General features: G+C 72.1%; 12 protein-coding genes and 1 tRNA gene. 6 read left to right on the plus strand and 7 right to left on the minus strand.

Annotation, left to right across the window (positions count from 1 at the left end):
• Window positions 1-26: 26 nt before the first annotated feature.
• From ACTZWW_RS05370 to ACTZWW_RS05380, 3 genes are all read right to left on the minus strand, one after another.
• Window positions 27-1,865, minus strand: a complete 1,839-nt coding sequence (locus ACTZWW_RS05370) for a carbamoyltransferase family protein (protein ID WP_444779911.1) — start codon at window positions 1,863-1,865, stop codon at window positions 27-29.
• The gene (locus ACTZWW_RS05375; RefSeq protein WP_444779912.1) at window positions 1,858-4,065 is read right to left on the minus strand and encodes an iron-containing redox enzyme family protein; all 2,208 of its coding nucleotides are present in this window, start codon (window positions 4,063-4,065) and stop codon (window positions 1,858-1,860) included. The genes ACTZWW_RS05370 and ACTZWW_RS05375 overlap by 8 nt, the downstream gene beginning before the upstream one ends.
• Before the next feature lie 265 nt (window positions 4,066-4,330).
• Window positions 4,331-5,302, minus strand: coding sequence for an SGNH/GDSL hydrolase family protein (locus ACTZWW_RS05380; RefSeq protein ID WP_444779913.1), 972 nt, complete (start codon window positions 5,300-5,302; stop codon window positions 4,331-4,333).
• A 704-nt stretch (window positions 5,303-6,006) separates the two neighbouring features.
• Between ACTZWW_RS05380 and ACTZWW_RS05385 the strand changes: the two genes are divergently transcribed.
• From ACTZWW_RS05385 to ACTZWW_RS05410, 6 genes are all read left to right on the plus strand, one after another.
• A tRNA-Ile gene (locus ACTZWW_RS05385) sits at window positions 6,007-6,082 on the plus strand.
• Between the two features lie 173 nt (window positions 6,083-6,255).
• On the plus strand, window positions 6,256-8,247 hold the full coding sequence (locus ACTZWW_RS05390; RefSeq protein WP_444779914.1) for an oxidoreductase: 1,992 nt from the start codon (window positions 6,256-6,258) through the stop codon (window positions 8,245-8,247).
• 165 nt (window positions 8,248-8,412) lie between these two features.
• Window positions 8,413-9,378 (plus strand): tripartite tricarboxylate transporter substrate binding protein, encoded by a 966-nt coding sequence (locus ACTZWW_RS05395; RefSeq protein WP_444779915.1) that lies wholly within the window; start codon window positions 8,413-8,415, stop codon window positions 9,376-9,378.
• The gene (locus ACTZWW_RS05400) at window positions 9,375-9,884 is read left to right on the plus strand and encodes a tripartite tricarboxylate transporter TctB family protein (RefSeq protein WP_444779916.1); all 510 of its coding nucleotides are present in this window, start codon (window positions 9,375-9,377) and stop codon (window positions 9,882-9,884) included. Before ACTZWW_RS05395 ends, ACTZWW_RS05400 begins: the two co-directional genes overlap by 4 nt.
• A gap of 16 nt (window positions 9,885-9,900) precedes the next feature.
• Window positions 9,901-11,412, plus strand: a complete 1,512-nt coding sequence (locus ACTZWW_RS05405; RefSeq protein ID WP_444779917.1) for a tripartite tricarboxylate transporter permease — start codon at window positions 9,901-9,903, stop codon at window positions 11,410-11,412.
• On the plus strand, window positions 11,409-12,194 hold the full coding sequence (locus tag ACTZWW_RS05410) for an aspartate/glutamate racemase family protein (protein ID WP_444779918.1): 786 nt from the start codon (window positions 11,409-11,411) through the stop codon (window positions 12,192-12,194). Before ACTZWW_RS05405 ends, ACTZWW_RS05410 begins: the two co-directional genes overlap by 4 nt.
• A 99-nt stretch (window positions 12,195-12,293) precedes the next feature.
• Here ACTZWW_RS05410 and ACTZWW_RS05415 read toward each other — a convergent pair whose 3' ends face one another.
• Genes ACTZWW_RS05415 through ACTZWW_RS05430 form a run of 4 tightly spaced genes read right to left on the minus strand, consistent with a single transcriptional unit; the run spans window position 12,294 to window position 16,179 of the window.
• The gene (locus ACTZWW_RS05415) at window positions 12,294-13,013 is read right to left on the minus strand and encodes an SDR family NAD(P)-dependent oxidoreductase (protein WP_444779919.1); all 720 of its coding nucleotides are present in this window, start codon (window positions 13,011-13,013) and stop codon (window positions 12,294-12,296) included.
• Complete coding sequence (locus tag ACTZWW_RS05420) at window positions 13,010-14,026, minus strand: CobW family GTP-binding protein (protein WP_444779920.1); 1,017 nt, start codon at window positions 14,024-14,026, stop codon at window positions 13,010-13,012. Before ACTZWW_RS05420 ends, ACTZWW_RS05415 begins: the two co-directional genes overlap by 4 nt.
• Before the next feature lie 16 nt (window positions 14,027-14,042).
• Window positions 14,043-14,768 carry an isochorismatase family protein gene (locus ACTZWW_RS05425; protein ID WP_444779921.1) on the minus strand — a complete coding sequence of 242 codons (726 nt, stop codon included), beginning with the start codon at window positions 14,766-14,768 and terminating at the stop codon, window positions 14,043-14,045.
• A 49-nt stretch (window positions 14,769-14,817) separates the two neighbouring features.
• Complete coding sequence (locus ACTZWW_RS05430; RefSeq protein WP_444779922.1) at window positions 14,818-16,179, minus strand: dihydroorotase; 1,362 nt, start codon at window positions 16,177-16,179, stop codon at window positions 14,818-14,820.
• Window positions 16,180-16,190: the final 11 nt, after the last annotated feature.

Genomic DNA, 16,190 nt, shown 5'->3' on the forward strand with positions numbered 1-16,190 from the left:
CGTTGCGACGCGGTGCGGCGTGGCTCTCAGTCGAGCGGGATCTCCGCGCGCCAGTCGACGTCCTCGACGAGCGGCGCCTGGTCGCCCTTCACGAGGAGGCACGAGCCGAGCACGAGCACGTCCATCTCGGTGCGCATGAAGCAGCGGTACGCCTCCTGCGGCGTGCAGACGATCGGCTCGCCGCGCACGTTGAACGACGTGTTGACGAGAACCGGGCAGCCGGTGAGCGCCTTGAAGCGCCGCAGGAGCCGCGCGTAGCGGGGCGAGCGCGCCTCCGTCACCGTCTGCACCCGCGCCGAGAGGTCGACGTGGGTGATCGACGGGAGCGTCGAGCGCACCTCGTTGATGGCGCCGAGCGAGCGCCGCGGCGTCGGCCCGACGCGGATCGCCTCCGCCACCGGCGAGACGACGAGCATGTAGGGGCTCTCCTCGCGCACCTCGAAATACTCCGCCGCGTCCTCCTCCAGGACGGAGGGCGCGAAGGGGCGGAAGCTCTCGCGGTACTTGATCTTGAGGTTCATCGTGCGCTGCATCTCGGTGTTGCGCGGATCGCCCAGGATCGAGCGGGCGCCGAGCGCACGCGGGCCGAACTCCATGCGGCCCTGGAACCAGCCGACGACCGCGCCCTGCTCCAGGTGCCGCGAGACGGCGTCGAGCAGGTCCTCTTCCGGCATCCGTTGATGGGCGTGCCCCGCCTCCTCGAGATAGGCGACGATCTCCTCGTCGGAGAAATCCGGCCCGAGATAGGCGCCCTTCATCGCATCGGGCTGCGCGGGCACGCGCCGGCCGGTGCCGGTGATCGCCGTGTCGAGCGCGGCGCCGAGCGCGCAGCCGGCGTCGCCCGCCGCGGGCTGGACCCACAGCCGCGAGAACAGGCCCGAGCGCGAGACGTGGCCGTTCGAGACGCAGTTGAGCGCGACGCCCCCGGCCATGCACAGCGCGTCCTCGCCGGTCATCTCCTTCGCGGCGCGGGCGAGCCCGAGCACCGCCTCGTCGGTGACGGCCTGGATCGAGGCGGCGATGTCGCACTCGCGCTGGGTGAGCTTGCTCTCCGGATCGCGGGCGGGGCCGCCGAAGAGCTTCGCGAAGGCCTCGCCGATCATCCGCTCGCCGCGCAGGAACTCGAACTCGTCCAGCGCCAGGGTAAAGGAGCCGTCCGGGCGCAGCGCGATGATCTCGCGGCGGATCAGGTCGGCGTAGCGCGGCTCGCCGTAGGGCGCGAGGCCCATGAGCTTGTACTCGCCCGAATCGACCTTGAAGCCGCAGAAGGAGGTGAAGGCGGAGTAGAGCAGCCCGAGGGAGTGCGGGTAGGAGACCGAGTTGACGAGCTCGAGCGCGCTGCCCTTGCCGTGCCAGATCGTCGTCGTGTGCCACTCGCCGACGCCGTCGATGCACAGCACGGCCGCGCTCTCGAAGGGGGAGGGGAAGAAGGCGGAGGCCGCGTGCGAGCGGTGGTGCTCGATGGCGCGCGCCTTCGGCGCGGTGCCGAGGCCGAGCTTCGCGAGCTCGCCGTCGACCACCGAGAGCGCGTTGCGCTTCCAGCCGAGCCACTCCGGCGCGATGCGCCCGAAGGCGCCGATCCCGCGCGGGCCCGCGCTCGCGAAGGAGGACAGCGTGCGGCGGAACTTGATGTCGGGGCGCTCGTAATAGGTCACCGAGGCGAGATCCGACAGGGAGATTCCCGCCTCCGTCAGGCAGAAGCGTACCGCGTTCGCGGGGAAGCTCGAATCGTGGCGGCGCCGGGTGAAGCGCTCCTCCTGCGCCGCGGCGACGGGCGCGCCGTCGCGCACGAGGGCGGCGGCGCTGTCGTGGTAGTAGGCGGAGATGCCGAGGTGATAGCCCGAGTGCTTGCCTTGGTCACGCATGTTCGGCCTCGCGGGCGGGCGCCCGGACGGGCGCGTGATGCAGGAGCTCGAAGGCGCTCGGCGTGCCGGCGGCGGCCGGCGCGCCCTTGCGGAAGTAGTCGAGCTCGGCGGGACGCTTGACGATCGGCGCGAGCGACTCGTAGCCGGCGCGCACGCGCTCCCAATGGGGCTCGGGGTCGTCGATCTCCCCGACCGCGAGCATGTAGGCGTCGATCGCGTCGGCCGCCCAGGCGGAGTGCCCGGTCGAGACGTTGTCGATCGTGTTGTGAAGGTCGACGAACAGCGTCGGGAAGCCGTAGTGCTTCAGGAAGCGCCGTGCCGAGCGGTAGGCGCCGCCCACGCCCGAGAGCTCCATGGCGAGGTTCATGCCGAGGATCTCGGGGCGCAGCGTCGTCGGGAACTTGCCGAGGCACAGCCAGTAGACCGGCAGGCGGAACGACGCGTCCTCCAGCAGCGGGCTGTCGGCGAAGGCCCGGGAGCCGGTCGGCGGCAGGCGGATGTCCATCGCCGCCAGCACCTCGCGGTAGATCTTGGGGTGGTTGATGGTCCAGTCGCCGTTGCCGAGCTCGTCCCAGTAGGTCTCGAACAGCGGGAAGCCGACGCGGGTCGCGGCGAGCGAGGTCTCGGTGAAGCCCTGCAGCCAGGCGCCGTCGATCAGCGTCAGCGGCGCGAGCTGGAGCGTCTCCCGGATCACGTCCTCGCGGCTCGGCATCGCGTCCTCGCGGTGCTGCTCGAACGTGTCGGCGTTCTTGTCGTGCGAGTCGAGGAGCCAGGCGCGCACGCGCCCCGGCGACCAGTCCGCCGGCAGCGAGCGCTCCGTCGCGTCGATCGAGCGGCGCGCGGCGTCGAGCCAGAACCGGGCGTAGTCGAGGGCGAACGCCCGGGTGCGCGGGGCGAGCGCACGGCCCTGGAGCAGGTGGTAGGCGTCGCGGATCGTCGCCGGGACCGCGCCGAGCGCGGCATCGCCCGCCGCGATCGGCCCCCGCCGCGGCGCGAGCACGTCGAGCGGCAGCCGCGCCGGCGCCTCGGCCGCGTCCGCGGCACGCGGCTCGGCGAGGCTCGCGATCCAGCGGCGGATCACCGCCACGTCCTCGGCGCGGAAGATGCGGAACATCGGGCCGTTGGGGCGGATCAGCGTGCCGATCAGCGCCGAGCGGTCGGGGTCGCTCGGGCGCACCAGCTTGGAGCGGGCGAGCGCGTCGACGAGCGGCAGCGGATCGTCCTGCGCCTCCACGAACCAGGCATCGAGGGTCTTGCCCTCGAGCTTGTAGGTCTGATGGTAGACCGCGGCCTCGCGGGCGCGCTCCCGCACGAGCAGCGCCATGGCGAGCCGCGGATCGACGGCGGTCGCGGCGAGCTCCTCGATCTCGCGCGCCGCGCCGAGGATGCCGCGCGCGCCCCAGGCGAAGCCCTCGGCCACCCGTCGCGCGGCCTCGGGAACGGCGTAGCGCGCGGCGATGCCGAGCGAGAGCGAGAGCGGCGTGTGGCCCTTCGGCAGCGCCTCGTCGGTGAGCGCGCGCGCGAGGTCGAGCTGCGGCAGCTCGGGCATCTCGCGCAGGGCGGCGAGGGCCGAGAAGGCGGGGGCGACGCCCATCGTGCGCAGCGCGAGGTCGATGCCCGCGAGCTCCGGCGCGAAGGCGTCGGAGCGGCGCGAGAGCGCGAACAGCACCGCGGGAAAGCGGAAGGCCACGTCCTGGATCTCGCGCACGGCGACGAGGTCGCGCGGGCCGCCCGCGACGTCCGGCAGGCCGGCGCGCCGCGCGAGGAGACGGAAGGCGTCGGCGCGCGACGCCTCCGGCTTGCCGACGCCGACGTCGTCGGCGAGCAGCGCCAGGATCTCGAGGTGCGTCTCGTCCTCGAACACCCCGGGCGCCGAGAGCCCCTGGAGCCAGGCGCCGAGCGCGGACGCGAAGGGGGCGGACTGGCCGATCAGCGTCTCCTCGATTCGCTTCCCCGCGTCCTGCGCGCCGGTCTCCTGCGAGCGCGCCGAGCCGACGAGCCCCGCGAGCGAGGCGCGCGCCCCCTCGACGGCCTCGTCGAGCCGCGCGCGCGCGGCGTCGAGATCGCCCGCGGCGGGCGCGGCGAAGGCCGCCTCGCCCTCGGGGCCGGCGAGACCGGCCTGGCGCACGAGGTCGCGCAGGTTGGCCGCGTCGAGGAAGACTTCCGGGTTGATCGCCCAACGGTAGACGTGACGCCACATCGCGCTCTCGCTCCAGCATGATCGGTGGATGCGCCCGCACGCCGGGCGTGCGGGGCCGTCTCCCGCGCGCGTCGTGGCGCGCGGGATCTCTCGTCCTGCGGTGAGGGACGGTGCCGAGCGCGCTGCGCTCAGGACATCGGCGCTCGGAACATCGGCGCTCAGAACATCGGCGCTCAGAACATCGGGTAGATCGACGCGTCCTTCTTCTTGGCCTGCTTGCGGCCGAAGAGACGGGCGAAGAAGGAGAGAATGGTCTTCATGGTGATTATCCTCCGTTGAGCGTGCGAAGCATCAGCTTCGCGACGAAGTCGTGCCCGTCGTCGGTGAAGTGGATCCGGTCGACGAACAGCCAGCGGTCCGGCGCCGCCTCCGCGGCGATCACCGGCGCGAGATCCACGAAGCGCACGCCCATGCCCTCGGCACCGGCGCGCAGCCGCTCCGCGTAGGTTCGGTGGGTGTCGGCGGCGAGGATGTCGCCGTACATCTCGGTGAAGGAGCCGCGCCGCTCGAGCTCGGCGAACAGCGCCTCCTCCTCGCGCGAGCCCGTCGCACGCACCCAGTTCGCCAGCGGCTGCAGCACGTAGGTGAGCCTCGCGCCCATGTCGGCCGCGAGCGCGCGCCAGACGTCGAGATGGCGCAGCGTCAGGCCCGCCGCGTAGTCGATCTGCTCGGCCATGGTCGGCGGCGCCTCGTCCTCCTCCTGCTCGCCGCGGCCGCGCAGCCAGGAGGTGAAGGTCGAGGGCTTCTTGCGCGACATGGCGTCGAAGAAGTCGCGGCACATGAAGAAGGCGCCGTGCTCGCCGCGCATGCGCGCCGGGAGCCGGGCGAGGCCCAGATCGTTGAAGCCCGAGAGCAGCACGATCTCCTCGACCTTCGGCAGGCGGTGCTTGTTCAGCGTGAACAGCACCAGCTCCTGCGTCGAGTTGAAGCTGCGCCCGCCGAAGTTCACCCACGCCTCGGGGCGCGTGTCGTTCTCGGTGAGGCGCGCCGCCAGCGTGTGACGGTCGCGGCTCGCGCCGATGCCGAACACCGTCGAGGAGCCCGCGACGACGCGAACGGCATCCATCCCGTCGAGGTCCGCGACCGAGTAGCGCCGGTTGCGCGCCTCGGTGTAGCGGAAGCCGCTGGCGTCGGTGGAGACCGTGTCCGAGCGGTAGCCGAACGGATGGAAGTACATCACGTAGGGCAGCCAGTTGATGTTGCCGGAGTCCGCGAAATCTCCAGCGTAATCAGCCATTTGAGGCGTAAGGTCAGCGATCGCCGGCATCGTCCTCCCCACCGTTTTCTTCAACCCGCGACACCAGCGGGGCGGGTTCCATACCACCGGCGATCGTTGTAATCAAGAGATGTTTTCGTTAGCTCTTGCACGCCTTTGTTTATACGTATTTCAACCAAAGAGTGCAACACCGGGCGGCGTCGAGCTTTCGCCGGCGAGCGCCGCGCGCTGCCCAGGCAAACACGCGCAGGGCGATGGAGCGATGCACCGCTGGATGGGTGTTTGCGCACCGTCATCACCGAGGCGTGGCGACGCGCCGCAGCGGATGCGGTGCATCTCGGACGCATCCCGCGGAAAATGCGTCATGTGCCGGGATGGCAGCGGGACGGCGAGTGCGGACCGAGGTCCTCCTGATCCATCGTCCGCGTCTGCGGCGAGGCGAAATGGTCCGCCAGCGGCGCGATCGGGCTCTGCGGCGGGACCGCGCCGCGGCGGCGCATGCGCTCGGCGGGGATCGGCGTGCGTTTCGGTCCGCATCCACACGGAATGCGGTCGGCGCGGGTCACCACCTTGCGGCACCGGCGGCCGACGCCTACAAGGGGCGCCGGTGGATCGGAGCACCCGTTCGCGGGAACGGGACGGGGGCGGGTTCACCGTGAAAACGTGGCGATGCCGGACCGCTCGGCCCGGGATCGCACAGGCCGCAACGCCTCATCCCCCGTCGGGGGCCCGTAGCTCAATGGTTAGAGCCGGCCGCTCATAACGGTCTGGTTGCAGGTTCGAGTCCTGCCGGGCCCACCAAAGCCTCCGACAGTCGATCCGCGCTCCTCGTGCCGGTCTCGGGGCTCTCCATCCGGACGCGCCGGCGGGCCCTCCCGGGCTCGCGATCGCATCAGCGAAGTGTTGACAGTTATTGCTTCGGACGGCAGGTTCGTCGCGTCGGCGCCGCGCGCGCGCAAGCACGAGAGCGTCCAATGCCCGCCAACGACGCCTATCCCGCGATCCATGCGCCTCTGGCCCTCGCGGGGCGTCCTTTGAAGAACCGGATCGTCCACGCGTCGATGACCACGCGCCTCCAGAAGAACGGACGCGTCACCGAGCCCTTGATTCGCTACTACGAGAACCGGGCGCGGGGCGGGGCGGCGATCATCGTGTCCGAGCCGCTCGCGCTCCTGGCGCGGCAGGCCGCGGATCCGAAGGTCCAGGTGCGCGACCCCGAGGCGGCGACTGGGCTCGCCGCGTGGGCGGCGGCCGTCGGCGACCACGGCGCGCTGCTGCTGGCGCAGCTCCAGCATCCCGGGCGCGGGCGCCATCATCCGGGGCGAACCGTCGATGCGATCAGCGCCTGCGCCCTGCCGGACGCCCTGAGCTGGACGATGCCGCGCGCGCTCGAGGCCCCCGAGATCGCCGCCCTCGTCGCCGAGCTCGCGGACAGCGCGCGTCGCCTCGCAGACCTGGGTTTCGCCGGCGTCGAGATCTCGGCGGGGCACGGGCACCTCTTCCACCAGTTCCTCTCCCCCGTGTCGAACCAGCGCGACGACGCCTATGGCGGCGATACCGAGCGGCGCACGCGGCTGCTGCGCGACCTCGTGCGCGCGCTGAAGCGGAGCTGCGGGGCCGGCTTCGTCGTCGGCGTGAAGCTGCCCGCGGAGGACGGCGTCCGCGGGGGTGTCGACATCGAGGAGGCCGCGGCCATCGCGCGGCTGGTGACGGGGACCGGCGATGTCGACTACGTCGCGTTCGCCCGGGGCGCGCACGACCGCTCGCTGGAGGATCACCTCCCGGATCGGCATGGGCCTCCCATCCCCTGGCGCGCGATGCTGGCCGCGCTCCGCCCGGCCTGCGGCGCGGTCCCCCTGATGGCGCTCGGCCGCATCACCGATCCGGCCGAGGCGGAGGGGCTGCTCGCCGGCGGCGAGGCCGAGCTCGTCGGGCTCGGTCGCCCCTTGCTGGCGGACCCGGCCTGGCTCGAGAAGGCCCGCGCGGGGCGCAGCGACGAGATCCGCTATTGCCTCTCGTGCAATTCCTGCTGGGGGCACGGGACGATGTTCGGCCGCAGCCTCTCCTGCGTCACCAACCCCCGCGTCGCCCGCGCCGACGAGGTCTGGTTCTCTCCTCCGAAGGCGGAGCGGTCGCGCCGCATCGCCGTCGTGGGCACGGGGCCGGCGGGCATGGAGGCGGCCTGGGTGGCCGCCGCGCGCGGGCACGCCGTCACCGTGCTCGGCCGCGGGAGCCGCATCGGAGGGCGGCTCGCGTCCGCGGCGGAGCTCCCCGGCGGGGAGAGCCTGACGAGCGTCCCGGACTGGCAGGCGAGCGCCGCCGCCCGCCACGGTGTCGACATTCGGCTCGGGGTCGAGGCCGATCTCGAGGCCGTCCTCGCGTGCGCTCCGGACGCGGTCGTGATCGCGACCGGCGCGGAGCCGACGATCCCGGGCTGGGTTCCGCCGGACCATGCCGCGGAGGGCGTCGTGCCCGACCTCGGCGCGGCGATGGAGTCCCTGCGCGGCCGCACCGCGCGACAGCCGGGGACGGCGGTCGTCTACGACATGGATCACGGGGAGGCGGTCTACGCGGCGCTCGAGCGGCTCGCCGCCCTGTTCGAGCGTGTCGTCGTCGTCACGCCGCGCGAGGCGATCGCGATGGACGTCTTCCTCGTCGCACGCCAGGGCGTGCTGCGCCGGCTCTCCCGGCTCGGCGTCGCCGTCACGACGCTCGTCGAGCCGGTCTGGACCGACGCCTTCGAGGAGGAGGGCCGGCTGGCGCTGGAGCACGTCTACACGGGCGCACGCAGCGAGATCCCGGGCGTCGCCTTCCTCGCCTACGCGACCCCGCGCAGACCGCGCACGACCCTCGCCGCGACGCTCGTCGCGCACGGCGTGCCGGTGCGTGTCGTCGGTGACGCGCGCTCGCCTCAGGACCTGATGTTCGCCACGGCGACGGGGCACGAGGCCGGCATGGCCGTCTGACCATCGTGCGGCGCAATGCCTACACTCTGGCCACTCCCGCTCCCCGTATCGCTGAGGTTTCCTGGATTCGTTAATCATAAGTGTTGACTCTTTTGTCCAAGGAGCCGCATCCTGGCCACAAGCGGACACCGAGGTCCGCAAGGGAACTCGTGGAGGACGATCGAGATGAAGACCCGCCTCGCCACTCTCGCGCTGGCCGCCTTGGCCGCGCTCGCGCCCGCCGCCGCCTCGGCCTTTCCGGAAGAGGGGCGTGCGGTGACGATCATCGTGCCGTTCTCCGCCGGCGGGACGACGGACGTGTCCGCACGGCTTCTCGCCGAGTTCCTGGAGCCGGAGCTCGGCGTGCCGGTCCAGGTCGTCAACAGGCCGGGCGCGACGACGCAGATCGGGAACACGGAGCTGTCGCGGTCCGAGCCCGACGGCCACACGCTGGCGCTCGCCTCGCTGCCGTCGCTGGCGATGACCTATCTCGACGCGGAGCGGCAGGCGCCCTACGACCGCGCGAGCTTCACGCCGATCGCCCACTACATCTCCGGCGCGAACCTGCTGGCCGTCCTCGCCGACAGCCCGTTCGACGACGTGAACGATCTCGTCGCCGCCGCGAAGGAGAGCCCGCGCACGGTGCGGATGGGCACGGTCGGCCTGATGAGCAACGGGCATCTCCCGGGCGTCGCGCTCGAGGAGGCCACCGGCGCCGAGTTCGCGTTCGTCCATTTCAACGGCGCCGCGCCGCTCGTGACCGCGCTCCTGGCCGGCGACGTTGACGTCGCGATCAACGGGACGCAGACGACGGTCCCGCACATCGACTCCGGCAGCATGCGGGCGATCGGGTTCTTCGGGGACCGGCGGACCGGCTTCCTGCCCGAGCTCGCGACGCTGCGCGAGCAGGGCATCGACGTCTCCGCTCCCTCGTCGTTCGCGATCATCGGCCCGGCCGGCATGGACGACGCCGTCGTTGAGCGGCTGTCCGAGACGATCGGCGAGGTCGTCGCCCGCGACGCCTTCCAGGAGCGCCTCGCCGCCCTCTCGCTCGAGTCCGAGTACATGGATCCGGCGGCGCTCGAGGCGTTCTGGGCGGACTTCGACGAGCGCCAGGCACGCCTGATCACCCTCGCTCGGGAAGAGCAGTGAGCGCCGGCACGACGAAGCGCGGAGCCGCACCCGGCCGCCGCGGGGTCAGCGTCAGCTACCTCGTGGCGGGCTTCGTGCTCCTCGCGCTCGCCGCGATCGTCGGCCGCGAGGCGGTCGAGATGCGGTTCTACTCGTCGCTGGGCCCCGGTGCCGGCTTCTTTCCGGCGATCCTGGCCGGTCTCCTCGCCCTCCTCGCGCTCGCGCTCGTCTGGCAGGCGACCTTCCGCGCGGACACGCTGCCGAGGACCGAATTCGCCTCCGTCGGGCGGGCCGGCTACGCGCGCATCGGAGCCATCGTCGCGGGCCTCCTGGCGATCGCGTTCCTCGTCGAGTGGGCGGGCTTCCGCCTGTCGGTCGGGCTCTTCCTGTTCGCCCTGTTCGTGATGGTCGGGCGCTATCCGCTCCTGCGGAGCGCGCTCGCGGCCGCCCTGCTGGCCGCGGCCTACCACCTCGTGTTCGACGTCCTGCTGCGCGTGCCGCTCCCCGCGGGCGTGCTGGGCTTGTGAGGGAGCGCACAGTGCGATGAGCGAGAACTTCGCCCTCCTCGGCGCCGGGCTGGCGGCCGCGCTCCAGCCCCTCAACCTGCTCGCCGCTTTCGCGGGCTGCTTCCTCGGCACGCTGGTGGGCATGCTGCCGGGCCTCGGCCCGTCCGCCGCCATCGCGATCCTCCTGCCGATCACGGTCGCGATGGATCCGACGAGCGCCATCATCATGCTGGCGGCGATCTACTACGGCTGCCAGTACGGGGATACGATCACGGCGGTCCTGTTCAACACCCCCGGAACGGGGGCGGCCGCGATGACCGCGGTCGAGGGGCATCAGATGGCGCGCCAGGGCCGGGCCGGGACCGCGCTCGCCGTCGCGGCGATCGCGTCCTTCGTCGGCGGCACCGTCACCATCTTCGCGCTCGCGCTCGTCGCCCTGCCGCTCACCTCGCTGGCGCTGAGGTTCGGTCCTCCGGAATTCTTCGCGCTGATCGTGCTCAGCCTCCTCCTCGTCGTCACGCTGGGCGGCAGCTCCATCCTGCGCGGCCTGATCGCGGCGGTCGTCGGCCTCCTGCTCGCCATGGTCGGCACCGACCCCGTGATGGGGCTGCCGCGGCTGACCTTCGGCCAGATGCACCTGCTCGACGGGGTCGCGTTCATCCCGGCGATCATCGGCCTGTTCGGCGTCGGCGAGATCCTGCGCAACCTGGAGAACCCCAAGGCTTCCTTCGCGCCGGTCGCGACCAGCCGCCTGTCGATCACCCGCGACGATCTCCGTCGCTCGGCGCCGGCCATCGCCAGAGGGACCGGGATCGGCTTCGCGATCGGCATCGTACCCGGCCTCGGCACGATCCCCGCCGCCTTCATGTCCTACGTCGCCGAGAAGCGCCTGTCGCGCCGTCGCGAGGCGTTCGGCACCGGGGTGATCGAGGGCGTCGCCGGCCCCGAGAGCGCCGCCAACGCGGCCGCGAACGGCGCGCTCCTGCCGCTCCTGACGCTCGGCATCCCGGGCTCCGGGGTGGTGGCGATCCTCATGGGCGCGCTCCTGATGAACGGCATCATCCCGGGCCCGATGATGTTCCAGGAGCACGGCGACATGGTCTGGACGCTGATCGCGAGCCTCTACGTCGGCAACGTCATCCTCCTGATCCTCAACCTGCCCTTCATCCCCATGTGGGTGTCGATCCTGCGCATCCCCTACGGAATCCTGTTTCCGCTCATCCTCGGCTTCACCGTCGTCGGTGCCTACAGCCTCGCCAACAGCCGCTTCGACATCGGCCTCATGGCGGTGTTCGGCCTCGTCGGATGGGTGGCGCGCAAGCTCGACATCCCGCTCGTCCCCATCATCATGACGATGGTTCTCGGGCCCCTGATGGAGGGCGGCCTGCGCCGTTCCCTCGAGATGTCCCAGGGCGATTTCACGATCCTGCTCACGCGTCCCATCGCCGCGACGTTCCTCGCGCTGGCGGTCGCCGTGCTCGTCGTTCCCCCGCTCGTCGCGCTGGCGCGCCCGCGGCGGGCGGCGGTCGAGAGCGGGGGCGAGGCATGAGGCTCTGGTACCAGAGCCTCGGGCGGCTCGATGCCTGGGGCGGCTACCCGACCGCGCTCTCGGCCCTGATCACGGCGGCGGCTCCCGGCATCGCGGTTCGGCTCGAGGGCACCGGCCGCGGAGTCGCCGAGCATCATCACGCCACCGCGCAGGCCGCCGCGGGAGACGTGCTCGACGCCGTGCGTGCGGCCGTCGCGGAGGGCGTCGATGCGCTCGTGATCGGCAACTTCTTCGACATCGGCCTCGACGCCGCCCGCGAGATCGCGCCGTTTCCCGTGCTCGGCCTCGGCCAGACGAGCCTGCACCTCGCCGCCCAGATGGGCGCGAGCTTCGGGCTCGTGGCGCCCAACGAGAAATACGCGGCGCGTCTCCTGGAGGGCGTCCGGCGCCACGGCCTGGAGGGCCGGCTCGCCGGCATCGCGGCGCTGGACCTGCCGCGCATCCGCCGTCTCTCCGCGGCCTTCGACGACGAGGCGGCCCGTGCCGACTTCCTCGACGCCGTCGCCGTTGCGGTCGAGCGCGAGCTCGGCCGGGCCGAGGTGATCGTGCCCGCGGGCGGGGTGCTGATGGCGCTCCTCTGGCGGGCGGGCGTCACCTGCACGCCGCGCGGCGCGCCGATCCTGAACGGGATCGCGGGCCTCGTCGGGATGGCGGAGGTCGCCGTGCGGCTCGCGCGCCTGCACGAGGGCGGCTTCGTCAGCCGACGCGCGACCTGGGCGCGGCCCAGCGCGGAGGAGGCCGAGGAGATACGCCGGTTCTACGGGCCGATCTACCCGGCCTAGAGCGCCATCCGACCTGACGGGGTCGGGTCGGGCACTCCAGGTCTTCGTCTTGTCGCATCATTCTTCCCGCGACCGGCATCCACTCGCTGGGATGATGCTCTAGCCCGCCGCGCGCGGGAGCGACGCGCCGCCGCAGACGGTGAGGACCTGACCGGTGATGGCGCCGCCGTCCTCCGAGAGGAGCAGCGCCGCCAGCGCGGCGATCTCGTCGGGACGGATGATGCGGCCGATGGGCAGGGGCGCGATCGGCGCGTCCGCGCGGGCGGGGTCGCGCAGCATCGGCGTGTCGACGGTCGCCGGCGCGATCGCATTGACGGTGACGCCGCGCGGGACGAGCGCCGCCGCCCAGCTCCTGACGAGACCCGTCAGCGCCGCCTTCGAGGCGGCGTAGAGCGCGCGCCCCGCGCGTCCGTCCCCGGCGCGGCTCGACAGGACGACGACGCGGCCGCGCCCGTCGGGCATCGACGGCGCGAGGCGCTCGACGAGGCGGTGCGCCGCAGCGACGTGGACCGACCAGAGCGCGAGGCCGGGGGGCTCGTCGTGTCCCGCCGAGGCGTCGGAGCGCATGAGTCCGGCCGCGTGCACGATCGCGACCGGTGCGTCGCCCTCGCGCACGAGGACGTCGAGCACGCCGTCCAGGGCGTCGCCGTCGGCCAGGTCGACCAGGATCGCCCGCGACCGCAGGTCGCTCGATCGCGGCGGCTCCCGGTCGAGGCCGGTGACGCGCCAGCCGTCGCGGATCAGGCGCTCCGCGATCGCGGCGCCGATCCCGGATGAGGCGCCGGTGACCAGCGCATGCCCGCGGTAGCGCGATCTCATGATTCCTCCTCAAGGGCGGCTGCGATCTCCCGGAGCCGATCGGGCGGCGTCCCGCGGGCGATCAGGACGAGGCGGTCGCGCGCCTCCGGGGGTGGGGCCCAGGCGAGCCGTCGTGGCGGATCGAAGACGAGGCGCACACCCTGGAGCGCGTAGGTCGCGCCGTCCTCGAAGCCGATCAGGCCCTTGACGCGCAGGATGTCGTCTCCGAGCGCACGGGCCCGCTCGACCATGCGCGCATACCCCGCCCACGTCGCCGGCCGCCCGATCCGCGCCGCCACGCTGACGTAGCCGTGCGCGGCGATATGGCCGTGCGCGTGGTCGTGTGCGTGGCCGTGCGCGTGATCATGCGCGTGGTCGTGGTCGCACGCGGCCGGCGCGGGGGCCGCCGGGAGTCGCCCGGTGTCGGCGGCGCCGAGCACGAGCGCGGGATCGATGGCACCGGACACGGCGGCGAGCCGCTCGGCGTGCGGCGCGAGCGCGTCGAGCGCCGCCTCCGTCGCACGACGCCGGTCGCCGCTCGCGACGTCGGTCTTGGTCAGGACGAGGCGGTCGGCCATGGCGGCCTGGAGCCGCGCTTCCTCGAAGCGGGCGAGCTGCTCCGCGCCATTGACGCTGTCGACCGTCGTCACGATCGCCGCGAGCCGGACGAAGCGCGACACGAAGGGACCGGCCGCGAGCGCGTTGGCGATCGGTCCCGGATCGGCGAGCCCCGTCGTCTCGACGACGACGCGCGCGAAGCGCGGGATCTCGCCGCGCTCGGCCTTGTAGTAGAGGGCCTCGAGCGTGTCCTCGAGCGAGCTCGTCAGCGTGCAGCAGATGCAGCCGGAATCGAGGAGGACGGCGTTCGTCTCGTCGCCCTCGCTGACGAGGAGGTGATCGAGGCCGACCTCGCCGAACTCGTTGACGATGACGGCGGTGTCGGCGAAGCCCCGATGGCGCACGAGCGCGGAGAGCAGCGTCGACTTGCCCGAGCCGAGGAAGCCCGTCAGCAGGAAGAGCGGGATCGTCGTCATGGTGCGGGCTCCCGCCTCAGCCGACCGCGACGTCGGCGCGCACGGGCAGGCCGGCGAGGTAGTCCTCGACCTCCCGGGTCGGGATCACGTCGGCGTATTTCGAGTTCAGGTCGAACAGGTTGACGGCGTGGCTCGCCTGGAAACGGTCGAACGTCGTCTCCTCCGGGATCACGACCTTGAAGTTGAAGGAGTAGGCGTCGACCGCGGTGGCGCGCAGGCAGCCGGACGTCGTCCCGCCGGTGAGGATCAGCGTGTCGACGTCGAAGAAGTTGAGATGGCTCATGAAGATCGTGCCGAAGAAGCACGACGGCTTGCGCTTGCCGATGCGGATGTCCTGGGGCCGCGGCGCCAGCGGAGCGACGGTCTGGGTCGCGTGGGTGCCCTCCGTCGAGGTCCGCTCGCCGCCGCGGTGGCTCTTGCCGACCTGGACGCCGGAATCGATCATGTCCGGCCGCCGGGCGCTCTCGGTGTAGAACACCGGGATGTTCTTCTCGCGCGCCTGGTGCAGCAGCGGCTCGATGTGCCGCACCGCCTCCCAGGCCTCGCGTCCGCAATGGGTGCGGTACTGCTTCAGCCCCTCGAGGATGTCCTCGGGCCTGTCGCCGCAGAAATTGTACTGGACGTCGATGATGAACAGAGCCGGGCGCGTGCCGAACCCGCCGCGCTTGCCGTAGCCGGCCGCCTGGAAGACCTGCTTGTCGCGCTCGGTGAGGAAGTCGTCCCAGATCCGCTTCTCGGTCATGATGTGCTCTCTCGGTTCGCGTGCGTGGCGGGCGTCCGTGGCGGGCGTCTCAGGCGGGGCGGGCGAGGTAGCGTCCGGCCGGGGCGCGGCGCGCCTCCTCGGTGATCGCGCCGTTCTCGACGACCTTGCGGCCGCGCAGCCAGGTCGTGTGGGCCCAGCCCTTGAGGGCCATGCCCTCGAAGGGCGAGTAGTCGGCGAAGGATTCGAGGTTCGCCGCGTCGACGACGCGCTCGGCGTCGGGATCGACCATCACGAGGTCGGCGTCGTAGCCCGGCGCGATCTGTCCCTTGCCCTTCAGGCCATAGACCTTCGCCGCATTCGCGCTCGTGACGGCGGCGATGCGCTCGATCGGCACGCCGCGGCGGTGGTGGCCTTCCGTGATCATGACCGGCAGCATGGTCGCGACCCCGGGGAATCCCATGGTCGAGGACCAGATCTCCTGCTTCGTCTCGCGCTTGCGCGGCACGTGGTCGGTGCCGACCGTGGTCACGGTCCCGTCGAGCACGCCCTCCCACATCGCCTCTACGTCCGGCTGGCTGCGCACCGGCGGGTTCACCTTGGCGAGGACGCCGCACGGGGACTCGCGCGTGAGCGAGAGGTAGTGCGGGCAGGTCTCCACCGTGATCCGCGCCTTGTGGTAGCTGCGGTGACGGCGGACCTCCTCCAGCGCCTCGCGGCTCGACAGGTGGACGATGTTGACCGGGCAGCCGGTCTTGCCGGCGAAATACGCCACCCGGTGGACGTTCTCCGCCTCGAGGAAATCGGGGCTCTGGTCGTCCCAGGCGCCGAGGCCGGTGCGCCCCTCCCGGCGCAGCGGGTCGCGCAGGACGGGGATGACCTCGACGTTCTCGCAATGGACGCCCAGCACGCCGCCCGGGATGCGCAGGGTCTGGAGCATCGCCGCGTAGAGAAGGCCGTCGTCGATCTCGGTGAAGCCCTTCGAGAGGCCGGCCTGCCCCTTGTACATCAGGTAGAGCTTGTAGGAGGTCACGCCGAAGACCTTCGAGGCCTCGACCAGGGTGTCGACATGCAGGCGATGCGTGATCCCGAAATGGAAGCCGACGTCGATGCAGGCCTGCTCCATCGCGCGCTGGCGCACGGCCACCAGGCCCTCGCGCGGATCCTGCGAGCGGTGGAAGGACAGGACGGAGGTGACGCCGCCGAGCGCGGCGGAGCGGGTCTCGGTGGCGAAGTCCGTCTCCGGCGACCCGAAGCCGAAATGGACGTGCGGGTCGACGAGCCCCGGCATCACCCAGCGTCCCCCGCAATCGACCTCCTCCGTCGCGTCGAGGCGGACGCCCGGCGCCAGCACGGCCGCGATGCGCCCGTCCTTCACGCCGATCGAGCCGGGCGTCACGCCGACGTCGGGGTGGACGATCATCGCGTTGCGAAGAAAGAGGTCGAGGGTCATCGCGGGCACAG

Origin of the sequence: Salinarimonas sp. NSM (assembly GCF_052380005.1) — a bacterium.
Lineage (GTDB): Bacteria > Pseudomonadota > Alphaproteobacteria > Rhizobiales > Beijerinckiaceae > Salinarimonas.

What these genes read in the sequence shown, in the direction of transcription:
- ACTZWW_RS05420 (WP_444779920.1), bottom strand. Translation starts at nt 14,026, where the DNA reads ATGACGACGATCCCGCTCTTCCTGCTGACGGGCTTCCTCGGCTCGGGC.
- ACTZWW_RS05395 (WP_444779915.1), top strand. Translation starts at nt 8,413, where the DNA reads ATGAAGACCCGCCTCGCCACTCTCGCGCTGGCCGCCTTGGCCGCGCTC.
- ACTZWW_RS05375 (WP_444779912.1), bottom strand. Translation starts at nt 4,065, where the DNA reads ATGTGGCGTCACGTCTACCGTTGGGCGATCAACCCGGAAGTCTTCCTC.
- ACTZWW_RS05430 (WP_444779922.1), bottom strand. Translation starts at nt 16,179, where the DNA reads ATGACCCTCGACCTCTTTCTTCGCAACGCGATGATCGTCCACCCCGAC.
- ACTZWW_RS05415 (WP_444779919.1), bottom strand. Translation starts at nt 13,013, where the DNA reads ATGAGATCGCGCTACCGCGGGCATGCGCTGGTCACCGGCGCCTCATCC.
- ACTZWW_RS05390 (WP_444779914.1), top strand. Translation starts at nt 6,256, where the DNA reads ATGCCCGCCAACGACGCCTATCCCGCGATCCATGCGCCTCTGGCCCTC.
- ACTZWW_RS05425 (WP_444779921.1), bottom strand. Translation starts at nt 14,768, where the DNA reads ATGACCGAGAAGCGGATCTGGGACGACTTCCTCACCGAGCGCGACAAG.
- ACTZWW_RS05410 (WP_444779918.1), top strand. Translation starts at nt 11,409, where the DNA reads ATGAGGCTCTGGTACCAGAGCCTCGGGCGGCTCGATGCCTGGGGCGGC.
- ACTZWW_RS05370 (WP_444779911.1), bottom strand. Translation starts at nt 1,865, where the DNA reads ATGCGTGACCAAGGCAAGCACTCGGGCTATCACCTCGGCATCTCCGCC.
- ACTZWW_RS05405 (WP_444779917.1), top strand. Translation starts at nt 9,901, where the DNA reads ATGAGCGAGAACTTCGCCCTCCTCGGCGCCGGGCTGGCGGCCGCGCTC.
- ACTZWW_RS05380 (WP_444779913.1), bottom strand. Translation starts at nt 5,302, where the DNA reads ATGGCTGATTACGCTGGAGATTTCGCGGACTCCGGCAACATCAACTGG.